This window comes from Nonomuraea sp. NPDC050556, assembly GCF_044457355.1.
GTDB lineage: Bacteria > Actinomycetota > Actinomycetes > Streptosporangiales > Streptosporangiaceae > Nonomuraea.
On the sequence record NZ_JBITGU010000001.1, the window covers coordinates 3,307,936 to 3,328,435 of the forward strand.

Annotated in this window: 17 protein-coding genes; 10 read left to right on the forward strand and 7 right to left on the reverse strand. The window is 72.2% G+C overall.

Annotated elements, in window-relative coordinates:
• Position 1 precedes the first annotated feature (1 nt).
• Entirely contained in the window at positions 2 to 1,627 is a 1,626-nt protein-coding gene (gene pruA, locus ACIBG8_RS15705; protein ID WP_397343413.1) for an L-glutamate gamma-semialdehyde dehydrogenase, read from the forward strand.
• Between the two features lie 58 nt (positions 1,628 to 1,685).
• Here the strand turns inward: pruA and ACIBG8_RS15710 are convergent, their stop codons facing one another.
• Complete coding sequence (locus ACIBG8_RS15710) at positions 1,686 to 2,567, reverse strand: hypothetical protein (protein ID WP_397343414.1); 882 nt, start codon at positions 2,565 to 2,567, stop codon at positions 1,686 to 1,688.
• On the reverse strand, positions 2,564 to 2,929 hold the full coding sequence (locus ACIBG8_RS15715; RefSeq protein WP_397343415.1) for a hypothetical protein: 366 nt from the start codon (positions 2,927 to 2,929) through the stop codon (positions 2,564 to 2,566). The genes ACIBG8_RS15710 and ACIBG8_RS15715 overlap by 4 nt, the downstream gene beginning before the upstream one ends.
• A gap of 125 nt (positions 2,930 to 3,054) precedes the next feature.
• On the opposite strand from ACIBG8_RS15715, the gene ACIBG8_RS15720 reads away from it, so the two are divergent.
• Both ACIBG8_RS15720 and ACIBG8_RS15725 read left to right on the forward strand, forming a co-directional pair.
• Positions 3,055 to 7,041 carry a CHAT domain-containing protein gene (locus ACIBG8_RS15720; protein WP_397343416.1) on the forward strand — a complete coding sequence of 1,329 codons (3,987 nt, stop codon included), beginning with the start codon at positions 3,055 to 3,057 and terminating at the stop codon, positions 7,039 to 7,041.
• Between the two features lie 17 nt (positions 7,042 to 7,058).
• Positions 7,059 to 9,953 (forward strand): AAA family ATPase, encoded by a 2,895-nt coding sequence (locus ACIBG8_RS15725; protein ID WP_397343417.1) that lies wholly within the window; start codon positions 7,059 to 7,061, stop codon positions 9,951 to 9,953.
• On the opposite strand, the gene kstD is transcribed toward ACIBG8_RS15725, so the two are convergent.
• Positions 9,954 to 11,687 carry a 3-oxosteroid 1-dehydrogenase gene (gene kstD / locus ACIBG8_RS15730; protein WP_397343418.1) on the reverse strand — a complete coding sequence of 578 codons (1,734 nt, stop codon included), beginning with the start codon at positions 11,685 to 11,687 and terminating at the stop codon, positions 9,954 to 9,956.
• 137 nt (positions 11,688 to 11,824) lie between these two features.
• Here kstD and ACIBG8_RS15735 point away from each other — a divergent pair, with 137 nt between their 5' ends.
• A complete protein-coding gene (locus tag ACIBG8_RS15735; protein ID WP_397343419.1) occupies positions 11,825 to 12,727 on the forward strand; it encodes a TIGR01777 family oxidoreductase in 903 nt (300 codons plus the stop codon).
• Here the strand turns inward: ACIBG8_RS15735 and ACIBG8_RS15740 are convergent.
• The gene (locus ACIBG8_RS15740; protein WP_397343420.1) at positions 12,691 to 13,581 is read right to left on the reverse strand and encodes a siderophore-interacting protein; all 891 of its coding nucleotides are present in this window, start codon (positions 13,579 to 13,581) and stop codon (positions 12,691 to 12,693) included. The genes ACIBG8_RS15735 and ACIBG8_RS15740 overlap by 37 nt on opposite strands.
• Before the next feature lie 42 nt (positions 13,582 to 13,623).
• Between ACIBG8_RS15740 and ACIBG8_RS15745 the strand changes: the two genes are divergently transcribed.
• Positions 13,624 to 14,355 carry a helix-turn-helix domain-containing protein gene (locus ACIBG8_RS15745; RefSeq protein ID WP_397343421.1) on the forward strand — a complete coding sequence of 244 codons (732 nt, stop codon included), beginning with the start codon at positions 13,624 to 13,626 and terminating at the stop codon, positions 14,353 to 14,355.
• A gap of 9 nt (positions 14,356 to 14,364) precedes the next feature.
• The gene (locus ACIBG8_RS15750) at positions 14,365 to 14,700 is read left to right on the forward strand and encodes a YybH family protein (RefSeq protein WP_397343422.1); all 336 of its coding nucleotides are present in this window, start codon (positions 14,365 to 14,367) and stop codon (positions 14,698 to 14,700) included.
• On the opposite strand, the gene ACIBG8_RS15755 is transcribed toward ACIBG8_RS15750, so the two are convergent.
• Positions 14,690 to 15,277: a winged helix-turn-helix domain-containing protein gene (locus ACIBG8_RS15755; RefSeq protein WP_397343423.1), complete on the reverse strand. Its 588-nt coding sequence runs from the start codon at positions 15,275 to 15,277 to the stop codon at positions 14,690 to 14,692. The genes ACIBG8_RS15750 and ACIBG8_RS15755 overlap by 11 nt on opposite strands.
• Positions 15,278 to 15,450: 173 nt before the next feature.
• On the opposite strand from ACIBG8_RS15755, the gene ACIBG8_RS15760 reads away from it, so the two are divergent.
• Positions 15,451 to 16,257, forward strand: coding sequence for a serine/threonine-protein kinase (locus ACIBG8_RS15760; RefSeq protein WP_397343424.1), 807 nt, complete (start codon positions 15,451 to 15,453; stop codon positions 16,255 to 16,257).
• 175 nt (positions 16,258 to 16,432) lie between these two features.
• Here ACIBG8_RS15760 and ACIBG8_RS15765 read toward each other — a convergent pair whose 3' ends face one another.
• A complete protein-coding gene (locus ACIBG8_RS15765; protein WP_397343425.1) occupies positions 16,433 to 17,191 on the reverse strand; it encodes a lysophospholipid acyltransferase family protein in 759 nt (252 codons plus the stop codon).
• Positions 17,192 to 17,209: 18 nt separating this feature from the next.
• The gene (locus tag ACIBG8_RS15770) at positions 17,210 to 18,364 is read right to left on the reverse strand and encodes a cytochrome P450 (RefSeq protein ID WP_397343426.1); all 1,155 of its coding nucleotides are present in this window, start codon (positions 18,362 to 18,364) and stop codon (positions 17,210 to 17,212) included.
• 54 nt (positions 18,365 to 18,418) lie between these two features.
• Between ACIBG8_RS15770 and dhaK the strand changes: the two genes are divergently transcribed.
• Genes dhaK through ACIBG8_RS15785 form a run of 3 tightly spaced genes read left to right on the forward strand, consistent with a single transcriptional unit; the run spans position 18,419 to position 20,387 of the window.
• A complete protein-coding gene (gene dhaK / locus ACIBG8_RS15775) occupies positions 18,419 to 19,399 on the forward strand; it encodes a dihydroxyacetone kinase subunit DhaK (RefSeq protein WP_397343427.1) in 981 nt (326 codons plus the stop codon).
• Complete coding sequence (gene dhaL / locus ACIBG8_RS15780; RefSeq protein ID WP_397343428.1) at positions 19,399 to 20,016, forward strand: dihydroxyacetone kinase subunit DhaL; 618 nt, start codon at positions 19,399 to 19,401, stop codon at positions 20,014 to 20,016. The genes dhaK and dhaL overlap by 1 nt, the downstream gene beginning before the upstream one ends.
• On the forward strand, positions 20,013 to 20,387 hold the full coding sequence (locus ACIBG8_RS15785; protein WP_397343429.1) for a PTS-dependent dihydroxyacetone kinase phosphotransferase subunit DhaM: 375 nt from the start codon (positions 20,013 to 20,015) through the stop codon (positions 20,385 to 20,387). Before dhaL ends, ACIBG8_RS15785 begins: the two co-directional genes overlap by 4 nt.
• The last annotated feature ends 113 nt before the right edge of the window (positions 20,388 to 20,500 follow it).

Below are 20,500 nucleotides of genomic sequence, written 5' to 3' on the forward strand. Positions count from 1 at the left end.
CATGGATGCCATCAGCAACGTCCCGGTTCCGGCCAACGAGCCGGTGTACGGCTACGCGCCGGGCAGTGCGGAGCGCACCTCGCTGGAGAACCGGATCAAGGAGCTCGCGGGCAACTCCATCGAGCTGCCCATGACGATCGACGGGGTCTCCCGGCTCGGCGGCGGCGCGGCGATCGACGTCGTGCAGCCGCACAACAAGGCCTCCGTCCTGGGGCGTACCAACGACGCTACTCCCCAGGACGTGCAGGATGCCATCGACGCGGCGCTGCGCGCGGCGCCCGCCTGGCGGGCGCTGTCGTTCGACGAGCGGGCGGCGATCTTCCTCAAGGCGGCCGACCTGCTGGCCGGTCCGTGGCGGGCGACGCTGAACGCGGCGACCGTGCTCGGGCAGTCGAAGTCGGCGCAGCAGGCGGAGATCGACGCGGCCTGCGAGCTGATCGACTTCCTGCGGTTCAACGTGGCCTACGCCCGTGAGCTGTACAGCCAGCAGCCGGTCTCCTCGCCCGGGGTGTGGAACCGGCTGGAGTACCGCCCCCTCGAGGGGTTCGTGCTCGCGATCACCCCGTTCAACTTCACCGCCATCGCCGGCAACCTGCCGACCTCGGCTGCCCTGATGGGCAACGTCGTGGTGTGGAAGCCGTCGCCGACGCAGCAGTTCGCCGCGCACTTCACCATGCGGCTGCTGGAGGAGGCCGGGCTGCCGCCGGGCGTCATCAACATGGTCACCGGCAACGGCTCGGCCGTCTCCTCCGTCGCCATGACCCACCCGGCGCTGGCCGGGATCCACTTCACCGGCTCCACGGCGACGTTCCAGCACCTGTGGTCCACGGTGGGCGCCAACATCCAGGGCTACCACGCCTACCCGCGGCTGGTCGGCGAGACCGGCGGCAAGGACTTCGTGCTCGCCCACCCGTCGGCCGACCCGGCGGTGCTCACCACGGCGCTGGTCCGCGGCGCGTTCGAGTACCAGGGGCAGAAGTGCTCCGCCGCCTCGCGCGCCTACATCCCGCGGTCGATCTGGTCGCAGATCAAGGACGACCTGGTCGGGGTCGCCGAGTCGCTGACGGTCGGGGACGTGGCGGCCGACCTGTCGACGTTCATGGGCGCGGTCATCGACGACCGGGCGTTCGCCAAGCACAAGGCGGCCATCGACCGGGCGCGGGCGACCTCCTCGATCGAGGTCGTCACGGGGTCCTACGACGATTCGGTCGGATATTTCGTGAAGCCGACCATCCTGGTGTCCGGCGACCCGACCGACGAGATCTTCGTCAAGGAGTACTTCGGTCCGATCCTGGGCGTCCACGTGTATGACGACTCGTCGTTCGACTCGGTGCTGACGCAGATGGAGTCGGTCTCGCCGTACGCGCTGACCGGGTCGATCATCGCGCAGGACCGGTACGCGATCGCGTCGGCGTCCGAGAAGCTCCGTTTCGCGGCGGGCAACTTCTACGTCAACGACAAGCCGACGGGGGCCGTGGTGGGCCAGCAGCCGTTCGGCGGCGCGCGCGCCTCGGGCACGAACGACAAGGCGGGCTCGATCTTCAACCTGATCCGGTGGGTGAACGCCCGCACGATCAAGGAAACCTTCGTGCCCCCGGTCGACCACCGCTACCCACACATGGGCTGATTTTTCCCCATACGGCCCGCGCCCCCGGTTCCCTGCCGAACCGGGGGCGCGGGCATGTTCACGCGCCCTTGCGGAACAGTTCGGTGATGGTGAAGCCGACCGTCTGGTTCAGCTGCCCGTCGGCCAGCGGGACGTTCACGGCCTTGGCCAGTTCCGCGCCGTAGAGGTCCACGGTGGACTCGCACACCTGGGCCAGGGCGGCCGTCGCGGTCCTCCCCCTCCGCCAGCCGACCGCCACGGTCGCCGCGCCGATCAGGGCGGCGGGCCACCAGAGCGTGACCGCCGACACGGCCAGGTACATCAGCCCCCACCCAGCCGTGGCGGCCGCGTCGGCCAGGTTGGTGCGCGCGTCGCCGATCGTCGTCCTGACGTGGTCGGGCACGACCAGCCACAACCGCGGCCACGCCGCGTCGAGGTCGAGGCCGTAGCGGTTGTGGACCCGCGTGACGGCCGCGTCCATCTGGTCGCCCATCCAGGTCGGCCGGTACGGCCTGGCCAGGGCGATGGCGTTGCGCCGGGCGGCGAGCTCGCCCCTGCGCCGCGCGAAGTCCTGCGCGCTCTCGCCCTTCCGCGCAGCGGCGGCCAGGTAAGCCTGGTGCGCGTCGTCCCAGCGGTCCCTGCGCCGCTCCACCAGCCACCTGGGCCTGGTCGTGAACCAGCACCGCAGGACGGGCCCGGCGAGCGCGGTCGCGACCAGCCCGGCAGCCGTCGCGCCGAGCAGGAGACCGACCAGCAGCAGCGCCTGCGCGACCGGCGCGCCGTCCAGCGCCTTGGTCTGGGCGGCCGCCCGCGCCACGAGGAACCCGGCGTCCCAGGGGCGCAGCGGCCCGAGCACGGCGGCGAGCCAGGTCACAGCCTCGAAGAGCGCGCCGGGCAGGACGAGCACGGCCAGCCACCGCTCGGCGAGCTTCTGCCCGAGACCGGCGAGGAACCCGCTCACCGCGGCGAGTATTTCAGCGGGACCGCGTAGACCTCGCAGGTGGGAACCGCCCCGCCCGGCTCGGACCTGGCCTCGCGCGGGCAGCGGTCCGCCGGGCAGCGGTATCCGCCCGGCGGCGGCGGAAGGCGTCCCGCGGACGGGAGATCGGGGATCACGGGCCTGCCGCGCGCCAGCACGTCCAGGCCGAGCAGCCCGCTCAGGTCGTCGATGACCTCCTTCGGGCGGCGGTCCCCCTCGCGGAGCGCGCGGTGGGCCTCGTCGAGCTCCGCCGTCCACCCCTCCGCCTCGGCCATGCGGGCGAGGCGGGGAAGGTTCCCGCAGAGGGCCGCCAGCGCGTGGCGATCGTCCGGGAGGTCTGCCATGGCTGGTGTTTACCATTCGCCGCCGAACGCCGTCCAGGTAGGTGGGTAGAAACACGCACATCCTCGGATCACCGGGCCGGAAGGTGTTCTAATACAACCAGAATCGGCCTCGCGGGAGGGGACGGGTGCTTCGACGCAGCCGCGCGGTCCGCACGGCCCGCCGTGCGGCGTGGACCATCAGGGAGTACCCGGCCACACACGATCGACAGCAGCTCGACGACGCCCTGGAGGCGTTGCGCGGCGCGCTGGAGCTGGTGCCGGAGAACCATCCAGAGCGGGTGGAGTGGATGTCCGCGCTGGGCGACGGGCTGTCGATGAGGTTCGACGACGTCGGGCAGGTCGCGGACATCGCGGAGTCCCTGGCCGTGCACCGCTCCGCCGTACATCTGGCTCAGGGGACGGACGGCGACGCCTCGGCCAAGCTGAGCCGTGCCACGGCGCTCCTGAACGACTACAACCTGCACCGGCCGGACCGCACGATGGCGGCGGCGAACCGGGCGGTGCTGGACGAGGCCGTCGTCCTGCTGCGCGAGGCGTGCGACAGCCCCGGGCTGCATCCCGAGTACCGCGACAGCGCGATGGTCAACCTCGTGCTGGCGCTCGAAAGGCGGGACGAGCTCGACCCGGACCAGGCCAAGCGGAGCCAGGACGAGCAGCACACGATCCTGACCCGGCTGGTGCGCGAGACGAGCCCCGACCACACCTACTACCTGTCGCGGGTCGTCAAGCTGGCCATGCTGCTCCTGGGGCGCTGGGACCTGCCCGACCGCGACCGGCGCCTGCGCGAGCTGCTGGAGGTCGTGCGCCAGCGCTTCCCCACCGCGACCGAGACCGACCGGCGCAGCATCAGGGCGGGGCTCGGCTGGCAGCTCGACCACGGCATCGGCATGTCGGACCAGGTCTTCACGCCCGACCGCGTCATCGCCCACGTCAAGGAGCAGCTGACCCTGCTGCCCGACGACCACGCCCTCCGCGCCGACCACCTGATCGCGATCAGCTACTACGCCTCGATGATGGCGATGATGACCCGCAGGCTCGGGCTCCTCGACGAGGTCATCGCGGCCATGCGGCAGACACTGGCCCAGCTGCCCACCGACCACCCCGCGCAGGCCGAGCTCCTGTCCGCGCTGGGCACCGCGATGGGGCGCAGGATGCAGGCGACGGGCTCGGCCGCCGAGCTCAGGACGGTCCAGGAGCTGCTCCAGGCGGGCGTGGACCGGTTACCCGAGGGCGACCGCGACCGCGGTCTCTTCCTGGCGAACCTCGCCAACACCTACTCGATCGCCTACCAGATCACCGGGCGCGCCGAGCACCTGACCGAGTGCCTGCGGCTGTGCCGGCAGGGCGTGGCCGAGACGCCGCCCGACCACCAGAACCGGGGCATGGCCTACACCTGCCTGGGCACGGCCCTGCACTACTCCTTCGAGCGCAGCGGCCGCCTGGCCGACCTCGACGGGGCCGTCGAGGCGCACACCGAGGCGGTGCGCTCGACCTCCGACTACCACTACGACGCCGCCCTCTACCTCGCCAACCTCGGCGGCTCCCTGGTCGCGCGGTTCGAGACCACGGGGCAGGAGAAGGACCTCGACGCCGGGATCGAGGCGCTGCGCAAGTGCGCGAACCTGACCCCGCGCGAGCACGCCCTGCGCGGCGGCTACCTGTCCAACCTGGGCAGCGCGCTCTTCCAGCGTTACGTCCAGTACGACGACACCCGCGCGCTGGAGGAGGCGCGGCTGATCCTGCGCGAGTCCGTCGCCTCGGTGCCGAAGGAGACGCCGGACGGCGGGCTGGCGACGAGGAACCTGGCGAACGCGCTCATGGTCCACGACCGCGCCTCCTCCGCGGACAGCGCGGTGGAGTTGCTCAGGGCGGGCCTGGCCAGGCTCGATCCCTCGCACGTGGGCCGCGCGGGCATGATGGCCAGCCTCGGGCTGGCGCTGATCTCGCAGTCCGAGGCCGCCCTGGTGGACGAGCGGGAACGGAAGGTCACCCAGCTCATCCAGCTCCTCGCCGGCGGCGAGGCGCTCCTGCCCGAGGACACGGAGTCGCTGGCGCGGCTCGTCCTCGAGGTGCGTGACGGTCCCCGGCCCGCCCACGTGGTCGACGATCTGGACGAGGCCGTCGAGATGCTGCAGGGCGCGATCGCCGCCGGTCCGGTCACCCACACCGAGTACCCGCTGTGGCTGTCCGCGCTGGGCGTCGCCCTGTCGCTGCGCGCGCGGGCCTCCGGCGAGCCGGCGCCCTATCCGGAGGTCGTCCGCCTCCTGCGCGAGACGCTGGAGCTGACGCCGCCCGGCCAGCCGCGCAGGGCCAGCGTGCTCAACCAGCTCGCCGTCATCCTCGACCGCTGGGCCGACGACGAGCCTGACGAGGCGCCGCGGCTCCGCGCCGAGGCGATCGCGGCGCTGCGCGAGACGGCGGCGATCGAGGCGGCTCCCGCCGGGTCGCGGGCGGGGGCCGCGCGGTTCTGGGGGCGGCTGGCGGCAGGACTGGGCGACTTCGCGCTGGCGGTGGAGGGCTTCTGCGTCATGGTCACGCTGCTGGAGGCGATGGCGTGGCGGGGGCTGAACCCCGGCGACCAGGAGCGGCTGCTGGCGGAGTTCCAGGGCGCGGCGAGCGACGCGGCGGCCTGCGCGCTGGAGACGGGCGCGCCGCGGCGCGCCGTCGAGCTGCTGGAGCAGGGGCGCGGGGTGCTCCTGGCGCAGGCGCTCGACGCCAGGACGGGCCAGGACCGGCTGGCGCGTGAGCTGCCGGAGCTCGCCGCCCAGCTGGCCGAGGTCTACGCCGAGCTGGACCTGCGACCCGACCAGAACCCCCAACCCGACCAGAACCCGCGACCCGCCGCAGAGCCGCGGCCCGGTGGGAGCGCGCGACCCGAAGGAGGCGGGCCGTCCGGTGGAGGCGGGCCGTCCGGTGGAAGTGGGCCGTCCGGCGAGGGTGCGCCGTCGGACGTGATGGACCGGCGGCATGCGGCCGCGCGGCGGCATGCCGATCTGCTCGCCGAGATCAGGCGGCACCCGGAGTTCGCGGACTTCCACCGGTCTCTGGGCTTCGAGCGGCTGGCGGAGGCGGCCTCAGACGGGCCGGTCGTCGTCCTCAACGTCAGCGGATACCGCTGCGACGCCCTCATCGTCGAGGCGGGCGACGTCACCGTCGTCCCGCTGCCCCACGTGTCCGCCGACGTGGTCGGGGAGCGGGTGGCGGGCTTCACCGGGGCGATCGACGCGCTCGCCGGGAACGTCCACGACTTCGAAGCGCAGCTCACAGCAAGGGAGACCGTCCAGGAGACCCTCCGCTGGATCTGGGACACCATCACGGAACCGGTGCTCGACCGGATCCCCGACGCCCGCCGGGTCTGGTGGTGCCCCACAGGCCTGGCGGTCTTCCTCCCCCTGCACGCCTCGGGCGACCACCGCGCGCGGCGGACGGTCATGGACCGGGTCGTGTCCTCCTACACGCCGACCGTGCGGGCGCTGGCCCACGTCAGGTCGCTCCCGCCGCCCGTCGCACGGCCGGGCGGGCGGCCCCTCATCGTGTCCATGCCCGTCACGCCGGGCGCGGCCGACCTGCCTGGAGCGGCGGAGGAGGAGACGATCTTCCGCGCGCACTTCCCCGGCGCCCGCCTGCTGACCGGCCCGAGCGCCACCCGCGAGGCCGTGACCACCGTGCTGAAGGCCAGCCCGTGGGCGCATTTCGCCTGCCACGGCGCGCAGGACACGGCCAGCCCGTTCCACGCGTGGCTGGCCCTCCAGGACGGCCCGCTGTCCGTCCGCGACCTGGCCGCCCTCGACCTGTCCGACCACGCCCAGCTCGCCTTCCTGTCCGGGTGCGACACCTCGCGCGGCGACGAGCTCCTGTCGGACGAGGCGATCACGCTGTCGTCCGCCGTGCACCTGGCCGGGTACCGGCACGTGATCGGCGCCCAGTGGCAGCTGGAGGACAGCACGGCCCCCGACGTGGCCGCCCGGGTCTACGCGCGGCTGGGGGACGGCGAGGGCGGCCTGGACCCGGCGGAAACCGCCGTCGCGCTGCACGAAGCGGTGCTCGCCCTGCGAGAACGCAAGCCGTACGCCCCGCTCCTCTGGGCGCTTTTCACTCATACCGGACCCTGAGCCGCGGGGAGAAGCCTGTGAAGTACCTGAAGCCGTTGGCGGTGCCCGCCCTCGCCGTCGTGTGGTACCTGATATTCAGCGGTGAATGGCGCAACCTGGGCACGTGGGCCAAGAACGCGGTCGACTGGCTCGCGGGCGTGCCGTGGGCGATGGTCCTCGCGGTGAGCCTCCCGCTGTTCTTCGTCGGGCTGGCGATCAGGATGCTGGCCAAGGCGCTGGGCCAGCTCGCCGCCAACCAGCCGAAGCAGGTCCAGTCGCTCGGCCGCCCGTCGGAGAAGCCGGCCGACCGCTTCGCCGCGCTCGGCGGGCTCGACGAGGCCAAGGAGAAGCTGGAGCCGGTCGTCGCGTGGCTGCGCAAGCCGTACGGCGGGCTGGGCGGTGACGTGCCGCGCGCGGTCCTGATCACCGGCCCCTCGGGGTGCGGCAAGACGGCGCTGGCCCGCGCGATCGCGGGCGAGGCCGAGGTCGCGCTGTTCACCTACTCGGGAGCCGAGTTCCACGAGCTCCTCATCGGCATGGGCTCCAGCCGCATGCGGCAGGCCTTCCTGGAGGCGAGCAGGAGCGCCAGCAGCAACAAGCCCGTCGTCATCTTCATCGACCAGATCGACCTGATCGCCGCCGAGCGCAGCAGCGGGCCAGGCACCGGCGTCGGCGGCGAGTCCGAGGCCCACCGCACGATGGTGGAGCTGATGAGCGGCATGGACGACCTCGGCGTGAACGGCCGGGTGTACGTCGTCGCGGCCACCAGCCGTCCCCGGGTGATCGACCCGGCGCTGTTCGCACCCACGCGCTTCGGCCTGCGCCTCGACCTCGACCTGCCGGACGAGGCCCAGCGGGCCGACATCCTGCGCCTGCTGGTGACCGACCACTCCCTCGCGCCAGGCGTGGACCTCCAGGCGATCGCGGCGGGCGTCGCCGGATTCACCGGCGCGGAGCTCAGGCAGCTCGTGCACTGGGCGGTGACCGCGGCGGCTGCCAGGTCCTCGGCCGCACCGCTGACCCTGGACGACTTCATCGAGGCCAAGACGCGGATCCTGCCGCGGGTGGACCTGCGCGACCCGTCGGACATCGTCCGGCACCTCGACACCAGGATCGAGGGGCAGCGCGTGGCCAAGGAGCGGCTGGCCGTCGCGGTCAGCAACCACTACCTGCGGCTGATGATGGCCAACAGGTTCGAGGCGCCGCCCGTGGCCATACGCAAGGCGAACGTGATGATGCTCGGCCCGACCGGCACGGGCAAGACGATGCTGGTGGAGACGATCGCCCGCTTCCTCGACGTGCCGTTCGTCATCACCAACGCCACCGTGCTGAGCGGCACCGGGTACGGCGGGGTCACCGTCGAGAAGATGCTCTACCGGCTGCTCATCGCCAGCTCCTTCAACCTGCGCAGGGCCGAGTACGGCATCGTGTGCGTCGACGAGTTCGACAAGCTGGCGCTGGGACACGGCGAGCGCAGCAGGGCGACCAGCGGGTCGGTGCAGCAGGAGCTGCTCAAGCTGGTCGAGGGCTCGGTGGTGGACGTGCCCAAGGGCGAGGCGCAGCTGTCGGGCAACCTCGACTTCTACCAGTTCGACACCAAGAACGTGCTGTTCGTGTGCCTCGGCGCCTTCAACGGGCTGGCCGAGCACGTGGCGCGGCGGCTCAGCCTGCCCGAGGGCGCGCTGGAGGATCGGGGCGCGCTCATGGACCACATCCTGCCTGAGGACGTCATCGAGTACGGGTTCCTGCCCGAGCTCGTCGGCCGGTTCCCGGTGATCACCGCGACGCTCCCGCTCGACCAGGCGGAGCTCGTCCGCATCCTGCAGAACGAGCACAACGGCCTGACCCACGAGTACGGCCAGCTCCTGGCCCTCCAGGGCAGGAAGGGCACGGTCTTCACCCAGGACGGCGTCGAGCGGATCGCGAACGAGGCCCTGCTGCGCGGGGTCGGCGCCCGCGGGCTGCGCGGCGTCATGGAGAACGCCCTGGCGGGAACGATGTACGCGCGCCAGGAGCCGGGCGAGCCCGCGCTGATCGTCGACGCGGACCTGGTCGGCAGGGGCCTCGACACCGCCGCACTGGTCTCCCCCGCGGCCGGCGGGCGGGCGCTGACCCCGCACCAGGTGGTGCGGAAGCTGGCCGAGCTGCTGCCGGGCGCCGCCCGCGCGCGGGAGACCCTGGCGGTGGCGAGCAGCAGGCACTACGGCTCGGCCGGCGGCAGGAAGGACCGCCAGTGCGTCCTGCTGATGGATCCGTACACGGGCCAGCGCACCGCCCTGGTCAAGGCGCTGGCCGAGGTCTGGGACGTGCCCTGGGCGGTGCTGGACGCGACGGCCCTGGCGAGCGGGCCCGGCGACGACGGCGGGACTCCCTGGTGGCTGGCCGAGCTCGTCGAGGAGCTCGTCGCCCGTTCGGACGGCAGGCCCGCCACGATCCACCGCGCCGTGATCCTGGTCGACCACCTCGACCTGCTGCTGTCCCGCCGCCAGGAGCACGCGGCGGCGCGCGCGCTGACGAGCGTCGTCCGGCCGCTGGTCGAGGGGCGTCCGCTGCCCGGCCTGCCCACCGACCGGCTCATGGTCGTGCTGGCCGGGAGCTTCCTGCCGCCGAACCTGAACGGCGACCGGCCCGACCCCGACCGGCTGGTCGAGGAGGCCAGGACGCACTACCCGCTGCCCGCCTGGCTGAGGGACCGCACCGTGCTGACGCTCACCGACCTGGCGCACGACCACGAGGGGCTGCTGGAGTTCATCCGGCGCCACGACCACGAGCTGCGGCGCAAATACCACCCCATCCTGGAGTCGCGGCGCCAGGTCATCCCGGTGCGCCCCGAGCTGCACGAGGAGCTGGCGCGGCGGGCGGCGCAGGAAGGCTGGCCGCTCGCCGACATCCCGGTGCACCTGGAGAACGCCCTGCTCCAGGATCTGGAGTAGTCAGAGGTGGTTGGCCGCGATGTAGCCGAAGGTCATCGCGGGACCCAGCGTCGAGCCCGCCCCGGCGTAGCTGCGGCCCATCACCGGTGAGGACGCGTTGCCCGCGGCGTACAGGCCGGGGATGACCGCGCCCGCGGGTGTCAGGACGCGGGCCTGGGGGTCGGTCACCATGCCGCCCTTGGTGCCCAGGTCGCCGGGGACGATCCTGAAGGCGTAGAACGGCGGCAGGAGGAGCGGGGCCAGGCAGGAGTTCGGCCCGACGGCCGGGTCGGTGAAGTAGTGGTCGTAGGCGCTGTCGCCGCGGTGGAAGTCGAGGTCCTTGCCGCTGAAGGCGAAGCCGTTGAAGCGCAGCATCGTGCTGGAGAAGGCGCTCGCGGGCACGCCCATCTTGGCTGCCAGGCCGTTCCACGACCACGACTTCACGACCGCGCCCGAGGCGTACCAGGAGCCGGGGAAGTCGAGGGTCGGGGCGATGTCCTTGAACAGGTAGCGGTTGCGGTAGTTCTGGTCGATCACCATCCAGGCGGGGATGGCGTCCCGCTCGTACATGATGTGGACGACGTCGCTGTACGGCGCCGCCTCGTTGACGAAGCGCTTACCCGCCTGGTTGACGATGAGGCTGCCGGGCAGGGTGCGCTCGGCCAGGCAGAAGTACGGCTCGTCCGGCAGCGGGATGGCGGGTCCCCACCAGGCGTCGTCCATGAACGCGACGGCGGCGCCGGCCTGCAGACCGGCCCGGTGCCCGTCGCCGGTGTTGCTGTCCGCGCCGACCGTCCAGTCGCTGCCGATCGGCTCCTCCTGGTACTGCTTGCGCATCGCCGCGTTGTGCTCGAAGCCGCCCGAGGCCATCACGACGCCGCGCCTGGCCTTGACCAGGGTGGCCACGCCGTCCTTCGTCACCAGGACGCCGGTGACGCGGCCGCCGTCGACCCTCAGGTCGACCAGCGGCGTGTTCAGCCAGACGGGCACCCCGGCCTGCATGAGCCCGGCGCGCAGGGCCCCGGCCAGCGCCTGACCCATGGTGAGCGGCTCGACGCCGCCGGCCTTGGCCGCCACCCAGCGGGCCGCTCCCTCCAGCGCGACCGCCGCGCCCCTGGCGTTGACCAGGGCGAGGTTGAGCCACTTGTAGTCGGCGCTGAAGATGACCTCGCCGTCGGGGACGGGGATGTAGGCGGGGTTGAGATGGGCCAGCTCGGCGCCCAGGAGGTTGCCGTCGAACAGGTCGGGCTCGACGGAGCGCCCGCCGGGCAGGCCGCCGGGGAGCTCGGGGTAGTAGTCGGAGTAGCCCTCCATCCAGCGGAAGCGCAGCGGGCTGTTGCGCGTGACGAAGGACATCATCGCGGGGCCGTTGGCGAGGAAGGCGGCCTGCTTGGCCGCCGGGACGCCGCTCGGGCCGACGACGGCCGCGAGGTAGGCGGCGGCCTTGGCCGGGGTGTCCGGTACCCCCGCCGCCAGGAGGGTCTCGTTGTTCGGCACCCAGATGCCCGCGCCCGACCTGGCGGCCGAGCCGCCGAACGTCGCGGCCTTCTCGACGACGAGCGTGCTCAGGCCGCGTTTGGCGGCGGTCAGCGCGGCGGTCATCCCCGCCGCTCCCGCGCCGACGACCACGACGTCGTACTCGGGGGCGTCAGTGGTGTCCGCGTGGGCCGCTGTGCTGCCCAGGCCGAGCAGGACACCGGCGCCCGCGGCACCGCGCAGGACGGTTCGTCGGCTGAGGGGGTGATGTTCAGGCATGGCGGAATCCCCTTCTCGGAGGCCTCGCGCCGGGCCTGGTGATCTATCGCACAGCAAGCATGCGTTTGGTTGGTAAGGCTGTCAATCACTTGAGCGTATGCTTAACTTGAGCGATCGCTCAAAGAGGGGGAGATGTCGTGAAAGTGGTGCTGGCCGGAGGGTCGGGGGCGCTCGGCAGGCGGATCGCCGCCGACCTGGCCGCGCGCGGTGACGAGGTCGTGGTGCTGACGCGGACCCCGCGCGACGGCCTGCCCTGGCGACAGGTCGAGTGGGACGGCGCGCACCAGGGGCCGTGGGCCGCCGAGCTCGGCGGGGCCGCGCTGGTCAACCTGGCAGGGGAGCTGGTCGACCGGCGGCCGACCGCGGCCAACATCGAGCTGCTCACCCGGTCGCGGGTCGAGCCGACCAGGGCGCTCGCCGAGGCGGCAGCCGTACACCGGCCGGACGTCTGGGTGCAGATGAGCACCCTGGCCATCTACGGCGACGGGGGCGACGCGGTCATCACCGAGGCGCATCCCGTCGCGGACGGGCCCGCGCAGATGGCCGGGGTGGCGCGGCCCTGGGAGGAGGCGGCCGCCGGGGCTCCGGCGGGACGCCAGGTGGTGCTCCGTACGGGGGTCGTCCTCGATCCAGGGACGCCCGCGCTGAACCGGCTCACCTCGCTGGTGCGGTGGGGGCTCGGCGGGCGGGTCGGTTCTGGGCGTCAGTGGGTGAGCTGGCTGCACATCGACGACCTGCTGGCCATCGTGCGCCGCAGCCTGGACGACCCCGAGCTGTCCGGCGTGGTGCACGCGACCAGCCCGCATCCGGTACGCAACAGCGAGCTCATGGCCACGCTGCGCTCGGCGCTGCGCAGGCCGCCTGCGCCGCCCACACCCGTGGCGCTGGCCAGGCTGGGGGCGTGCGTGCTGCGCACCGACGCGGAGCTCGCCCTGATCGGGCGGCGCTGCGTGCCGGAACGGCTGGAGCGGGCGGGGTTCACCTTCGCCCACCCCTCCCTGGCTCAGGCGTTGTGCTCGGCCCTGCCCAGGCGCCAGTAGCCCATGAAGGCCACCGAGCGCCGGTCCATGCCGCGCTCGGCCACCAGGTGCCGCCTGAGCGTCCTGATCACCGACGCCTCCCCGGCCAGCCACGCGTAGAGCGGGCCGAACGGCGCCTCCAGCGGCACCTCCCACAGCTCCTCGACGTCCACGTCGATGTCCTCGAACTCGCCCGGCACCGGCAGCGGGGGCAGCAGCCGCGCCGCCGCGCCCCTCACCGCCTCCTCCAGGAGCGAGCCGTGCGGCGCGCCGTCCCTGGGCAGCCAGGTGACCTTGACGCGGCTCGGCGACTCGATCGCCAGCAGGTCGGCGGTGTGCGGGACCTCCAGCAGCGCCTCGCCCTCGGTGTCCTCGGGCAGCCGCTCCAGGATCGACACGATCGCCGGGACGGCGGTCTCGTCACCGGCCAGGAGCACGGCTCCCGCGTCGGACGGCGGCTTGAACTCCAGGCCGCCGTGCACCGCCTCGAACCTGGCGTCAGGGCCGAACAGCATCGCGGACTCGCCCGGCCGTACGGTGTTGGCCCAGCGGGCGGCGGGGCCGCCGTCGCCGTGCAGGACGAAGTCGACGTCCACCTCCCGCGCCTCGTGGCGCACGGCGCGGACGGTGTAGGTGCGCATCGGGTTGCTGCGCTCGGCGGGCAGCGCGCGCCAGCGCTGGAACCAGTCCTCGCCGGTGGGAAACTGGCTGAGACCGTGGCCCGGGATCGGCATGATGAGCTTGATCCGCTGGTCGAACCCGTTGTCGGCGAAGAGGTGGAGGTCCTCGCCCGTGAAGGTGACGCGCAGGAACGAGGGGCTCAGCGAGCGCAGCCCCCGGACCCGCACGTCGAAGACACGAAAGGGTTCAACCATGACAAAGCTCCCGAATCCGTGGGTTAGGTAAGGCTAACCTACATGAACTCGGGCGGGGTGCGCAGGTTCGGCGTGACCGAGGCGCACGACGTGCCCGGCCCGCTCCTGGTGCCCGCCGAGCCCTCCGTGTCGCTGGTGGTCAACCTGTCCGGACCCGTCGCCGGGTTCGTGACCGCGGCCGGGCGGACCTATCGCAGCGCGGCTCCCGCCGCGCCGGGTCCGCGGGCCTGGGCGACGCTGACGCTGTCGCCGCCTGACGCCTACCGCGTGCTGGGCGTCGCGCCGGACCGGCCGGTCCTGGCGCTGGAGGACGTGCTCGGTACGGCGGGGCGCGACCTGGCGGAACGGCTGCGCGAGGCAGGTGACTTCACCGCGATGGAGGCGTTCCTGCGCGAACGCCTCGCCAGCGGGCGGCCGCCCGCCCCTGAAGTGGTGCGGGCCTGGCGGCGGCTGGCGGCGAGCGGCGGGCGGGTCCCGGTGCGCCTGCTGGCCGAGGAGGTCGGGTGGAGCCACCAGCACCTGACCAGGATGTTCCACCGGCAGCTAGGCCGCCCGCCCAAGACGCTGGCCAGACTGCTGAGGCTGCGCGTAGCCCTGCGCCGGATGCGTGAGGACACCTGGCAAGCCGCCGTCGCCGCCGGGTATTTCGACGAGGCGCACTTCGCCCGCGACCTGCGGGAGTTCACCGGCTCCACGCCCGGCAGGTACCTGCGCGAGGCGCTGCCGTGCGGGTGCGTTCAATCCTTACAAGACGGGCCGTCCGCCGCTTCCTAGCCTTGCCGGATGACTCCGTACGAACTCAACGACCGCTACACGGCCCTCTTCAACGCGGGCGACCTCGACGGGCTCACCGCTCTCTACGAGCCCGGCGCGGCCTTCAGCGGCGCCCACGGCGAGGAGGCGATCCGCGCGCGCCTCGGCGAGCTGCTCGCCAGGACCCCCGTCTTCGAGACGGAGGTCAGGCGGATCACCGAGGCGGGCGACCTGGCCCTGCTGGTGACCGGCTGGCGCTTCACCGCCGGCGGCGAGACGGGCACGGGCACGTCCGTCGAGGTCGCCAGGCGGCAGGGCGACGGGAGCTGGCGCTACGTGATCGACGAGCCGCGCCCTATGGGGTGACGTCCATCGGGAGGCTGTCGAAGTAGACGACCACGCGGGTGGTGCCCGGCTCCTGTTCCTCGGCGGTGTGGCGGGACCTGAACCGGTCACTGAAGGCGTTCACCACGGTCATCACCTGCTCGTTGAGCTCGCCGAGCTCCTCCCTGGTCAGCCGCATGCTCCAGCGCGAGGTCATGGAGGCCTCGATCCACTCGCGCGGTAGGTCGCGCTGCGCCACCCACGCGGCCATCTCGTCGTAACGCTGCTGCACCATCTTGGTGATCATCACCTCGGCCGCGCCCGCCGTCGCCGGGTCGCGGCGCGCCTCGTCCAGGTCGGCGGAGAACCCGGCGGCGCGCCACCAGCGTTCCTTGCCCCTTCCCCGCTCCGGCACGTCCTCGATGATCCCGTGCTTGGCGAGCTGGCGGAGGTGATAGCTGGTGACGCCGCTGCTCTCGTCGACCCTGGCGGCGAGCTGGGTGGCCGTGGCAGCGCCGTACTGCTCCAGGAGCTCGTAGAGCCGGAGGCGGACGGGGTGGGCGAAGGCCTTCAGCGCCCGCGCGTCAAGCTTCCGCGTGGCCAGTTTCTTGCTGTCCATAGGGCCTCACCTCGTGCAAAGGAATCTTTGCACGAGTGTAGCCGAGGTGGATTCAGATGAAATCCCGGCCCATGACCAGCGGCGATACGCATCCTGATATATACAGACACGCTAAGTTTCCTCCTGGCCTCCGCTGGGGTGACATGATTGTCCCCGAGCGACGAGGGGATGGCATGCGGGAGATCGGCGGACGGTACCTCCTGAACGAGGAGGCCGGTCGTGGGGGGATGGGAGTCGTCTGGCGGGCGTTTGACCAGCTCCTCCACCGCGAGGTGGCGCTGAAGGAGCTGACGCTCACCGGCGAGGCTGCCGCTGTGCGGCGCAGGGTGCTCAAGGAGGCCAGGATGGCCGCGGGGCTGACCCACCCGAGCATCGTCACCGTGCACGACCTCATCGAGGAGGGCGGCAGGCTCTGGATCGTCATGGAGTACCTGGACGGGCTCTCCCTGCACCAGTTGCTCACCCAGGTGGGCACGTTGCCCGCGCAGTCGGTGGCGGCCATCGGGCAGCACCTGCTGGCGGCGCTGATGAACGCGCACGCCTCCGGTGTGCTGCATCGTGACGTGAAGCCCGCGAACGTGGTGCTCACCGGGGATCGGGTGGTGCTGACCGACTTCGGCATCGCGACCGCTGAGGGTGACATGCGGTCGACCAGCTCCCGGGGGTTGCGCGGGACGCCTGCTTTCATGGCGCCCGAGCGGTTGCACGGCGGGCCTGCGACGAAGCAGGCGGACATGTGGTCGTTTGGCGCGACGCTTTACAGCGCGGTCGAGGGGCAGCCGCCGTTCCCTGGGAAGGACGCGGTGACCGTCCTGGCGATGACGCAGGAGGGCGGGTACCCGCCGCCGCGGCGGGCGGGGGCGTTGCGGCCGATCATCGAGGGGTTGTTGCTGCCTGACCCCAGGCATCGGCTGTTCCCCGACCAGACGGCTGTTTTGCTGGCGGGCCTGCGCAGCTCCAACTACCAGGCGGCGATGTAGCCCTCTGACAACCCCCGTGGGCAATCATGTGCGGCCCTGGGGAGGGCGGGCGTCCTTCAAGACATGCGGGGGATGAAGGTGGCCAGGCCGTCGGAGGGCGGGCACCTCTGACAAACAGAGCTTCTGAAGAAGGCGCGCCGTTGGGGTGGCGCGCCCGATGATGGTGCTCAGCCCGTCAGGAGGGATCGTCCTTCTTCAAAGCCCTCTGCTCCGCCTCAGCCGCGTCCAGGGCCGCCGCCTCCTCCGGGGTCGGAGCCGTGCCGCCGAGGTGCGAAGGCTGCCACCACACGCCCGGCGGGATCTCCGGATACGTCCGCTGCGCCCGATCCACCAGCTCCGACATCCGCGCGTGCAGCTCCTCCGTGGTGGCCGCCATGTCATCCCCCCGCTTGGGATACATCGGCTCCCCCACCAGGATCGTGATCGGCACGTGCCGCAACCCGAGCTGCTTCTTCCGCCCCTTCGTCCAGATCCGCTGGCTCCCCCACAGCGCGACCGGGATCATCGGCACCTTCGTCGCCTGCGCCATCCGGATGGCGCCGTTCTTGATGTCCTTGACGGTGAACGACCGGCTGATCGTCGCCTCGGCGAACACGCCCACGACCTCGCCGCCCTTCAGCATCCGCAGCGCCGTGGCGTACGACCCCGCGCCCGCCCCCCGGTCCACCGGGATGTGGTGCATCCCGCGCATCAGCGGCCCGGAGATCCGGTGCTTGAACACGTCGTCCTTGGCCATGAACCGCACGTACCGCTTGGACGGCAGCGCCGCGAACCCGGCGAAGATGAAGTCGAGATAGCTGATGTGATTGCTCACCAGTACGGCCCCGCCGGTGCGCGGGATGTGCTCGGTGCCTTCCATGTGGAAGCGGTAGTCCATCACACGAAAGAGGGTTCGCGCGGTGGCGATCACCGGCGGGTACACGATCTCAGCCATGCCCGAACGGTAGCTTATTCACCTGGGTCTGACGGTAGTCGGGAGCGCGACCATCCCCCGCACGACGCTGTGGTTGGTCCGCCTGATCCCCCGCTCGTCCACGTCGTAGCCGGGGTCGACGCGCACCACCAGCTCCTCCATCGCCACCCGCGCCTCCAGCCTGGCCAGCGGCCCGCCGAGGCAGTAGTGGCGCCCAGCGCCGAACCCGATCGCCCTGGAGGTGTCGCGCCGCAGGTCGTAGGCGTCAGGGTCGGGGAAGACGGTCTCGTCGCGGTTGGCCGAGCCGATCAGCAGCCACATCTTCGCCCCTTCAGGCACCTGCTCGCCGTACAGATCGAGGGGTTCGGTGAGGCGGCGAGCCGTACCCTGGGCGGGCGCGTCGTAGCGCAGCGACTCCTCGGCCCACTCGGCGACCGCCCCGCCGAAGGCGTGGGCGCGCTGGCCGGGGTGCTGCCAGGCCCGGTACCACGCGGCGTTGAGCAGATGGGTGGTGGTCTCCGAGCCCGCGCCCATGAGCAGGAACACGAACGCGATGATCTCGTCGTCGCTCAACCCGTCGTCGCCGACGAGCACCGACAGCAGGTCGTCGCGCGGCTCGGCCCGGCGCTCGGCGATCACCGACAGGTAGTAGTCGCGCAGCGACAGCAGCCGCTGGATGCCCACGTCGTCAGGTGTGCCGCCGGACATGGCGCCCGCCTCGCGCCTGACCCTGGCCCGGTCGGCGGTCGGGACGCCCATCAGCTCGGAGATCACGTCGAGCGGCACGCGGGCGGAGAAGTCGGCGGCGAAGTCGAACGTCCCCATCTGCAGCGCCTCGTCCAGGTGGGCGGTGACGATCTGCCTGACGCGCACTTCGAGGGCGGCGATCCTGCGCGGGGTGAAGCCGCGCGAGACGACCGCGCGCATGCGGGTGTGGGCGGGCGGGTCCATGGCCACGAACGAGAGCTGCGTGTGCGCGGCGGGCCCCCACACGCCGTCGTCCATCACCGGACCGTGGTCGCTGGAGAACCGCCTGCTGTCCGGCAGCGCGGCGGCGACGTCGGCGTGCCTGCTCAGTGCCCAGAAGTCCAGCTCGGGGTGGTGGTAGAGGGGCGCCTCGCGGCGCAGGCGGGCATAGAGGGCGAAGGGGTCCGCGTTGGTCCCCCGGTCGTACGGGCTGTAGACGAGGTCCATCCTTCCGACGCTAGGACGGTTGCCCTTTGCCGGAAAGGGGCAGATCTTGTCCTCATGAAGATGCTCATCAACGACCCCGCTTCGGTGGTCGAGGATGCCTTGCGGGGGATGGCGGCCGCACACCCCTCTCTGGTGGTGCGCGATCGGGTCGTCTACCGGGCGTCCGGGCCGCGCGCGGGCAAGGTCGGGCTGGTCTCCGGCGGTGGTTCCGGCCACGAGCCGCTGCACGCCGGTTTCGTCGGGTACGGCATGCTGGACGCGGCCTGCCCCGGCGAGGTCTTCACCTCGCCCGTCCCCGACCAGATCGTCGAGGCGACCAGCGCCGTGGACGGCGGCGCCGGGGTGCTGCACATCGTCAAGAACTACACGGGCGACGTGCTCAACTTCGAGATGGCCGCCGACCTGTGCGAGGGCGTCGAGGTGGCCAACGTGCTCATCGACGACGACGTGGCCGTCCAGGACTCCCTCTACACGGCGGGCAGGCGCGGCACCGGCGCCACCCTGTTCGTGGAGAAGATCGCCGGGGCGCTGGCCGAGGAGGGCGCGCCGCTGGCCAGGGTGGCGGCCGTCGCGCAGGAGGTCGACACCCGCAGCCGCTCGTTCGGCATCGCGCTCACCTCGTGCACCACGCCCGCCGCAGGCAAGCCGACGTTCGACCTGCCGGACACCGAGGTGGAGCTGGGCATCGGCATCCACGGCGAGCCGGGACGCACCCGCGTGCCGTTCACGTCGGCGCGCGAGCTGGCCCAGGTGGCGATGGAGGCCGTGCACGGCGACCTGCCGCTGGCCGGGGACCTCCTCGTCATGGTGAACGGCATGGGCGGCACGCCGCTCATGGAGCTGTACGTGGTGTTCGCCGAGGTGGCCGCGTTCGTGCGGGGCAAGGGCGCCAGGGTGTCGCGGTCGCTGGTCGGCAACTACGTGACGAGCCTCGACATGCAGGGCTTCTCGGTCACCGTGTGCCGGCTGGACGACGAGCTGACCCGGCTGTGGGACGCCCCGGTCGAGACGCCCGGCCTGCGGTGGGGACGCTGATGGACGGCGCGTTCTTCGCCGCCTGGATCACCGAGGCGGCGCGGCTCGTCGCGGTGGAGCGGGAGCGGCTGACCACGCTCGACGCGGCGATCGGCGACGCCGACCACGGCACCAACCTGGAGCGGGGCTTCTCGGCCGCGGTCGAGGAGCTGCCGTCCGGGCCGCCTGGGGACGTGCTCACACACGTGGGCAACACGCTGATCAGGCGCGTCGGCGGGGCTTCGGGGCCGTTGTACGGCTCGGCGTTCCGTGCCATGGGGAAGGCGCTGGGAGAGGCGTCCGAGGTGTCGCTCGCCTCCTTCGCCTCGGCGCTGCAGGCGGGGGTGGACGCGGTGTCGCGGCTCGGCAAGGCCTCCGTGGGGGACAAGACCATGATCGACGCGCTGGTTCCGGCGGCGCAGGCGCTGACGCTGGCCGTACAGGAGGGGGTCAAGCAGGACGAGGCGCTGGCTCGGACGGTCCGCGCGGCGGAGGAGGGCGCGCGGGCCACCGTCCCCTTGCAGGCCCGTAAGGGGCGGGCCAGCTACCTGGGTCCGCGTAGCGTCGGCCATCAGGATCCTGGGGCGACGTCTTCCGCGCTGATCCTGTCGGCGTTGCTCGGGCTCGGGCTCGGATGAGCGTCGGGGTGGTGCTGGTCTCGCACAGCGCGGGGCTGGCGGCGGAGGCGGCGGCGCTGGCTCGTGGCATCGCGGGGTCTTCCGCTCCTGTGGCGGCGGCGGGCGGTATGGAGGACGGCGGGCTCGGGACCAGCGTGGACCTCATCGCGGCTGCGATCGCGTCGGTGGACGTGGGTGACGGGGTGGTGTTGATCCCGGACCTGGGGAGCTCGGTGCTGACGGCACGACTGCTGGAGTCGGACACGGTGGTGCTGGCGGACGTGCCTTTCGTGGAGGGGGCCATTGCGGCGGCGGTGACGGCGGCTGCGGGCGCATCACTGGGCGACGTGCTTGCGGCGGCAGAGGAGGCCCGCACCTTCCGCAAGACCTAGCCCGCCCTCCACCCCCACAACCCCGTCACCCCCACCACCCCGTCACCCCCACCACCCGTTCGCGCCCTCACACCCCCACAGCCCCGTCACGCCCTCACACCCCCACAACCCCC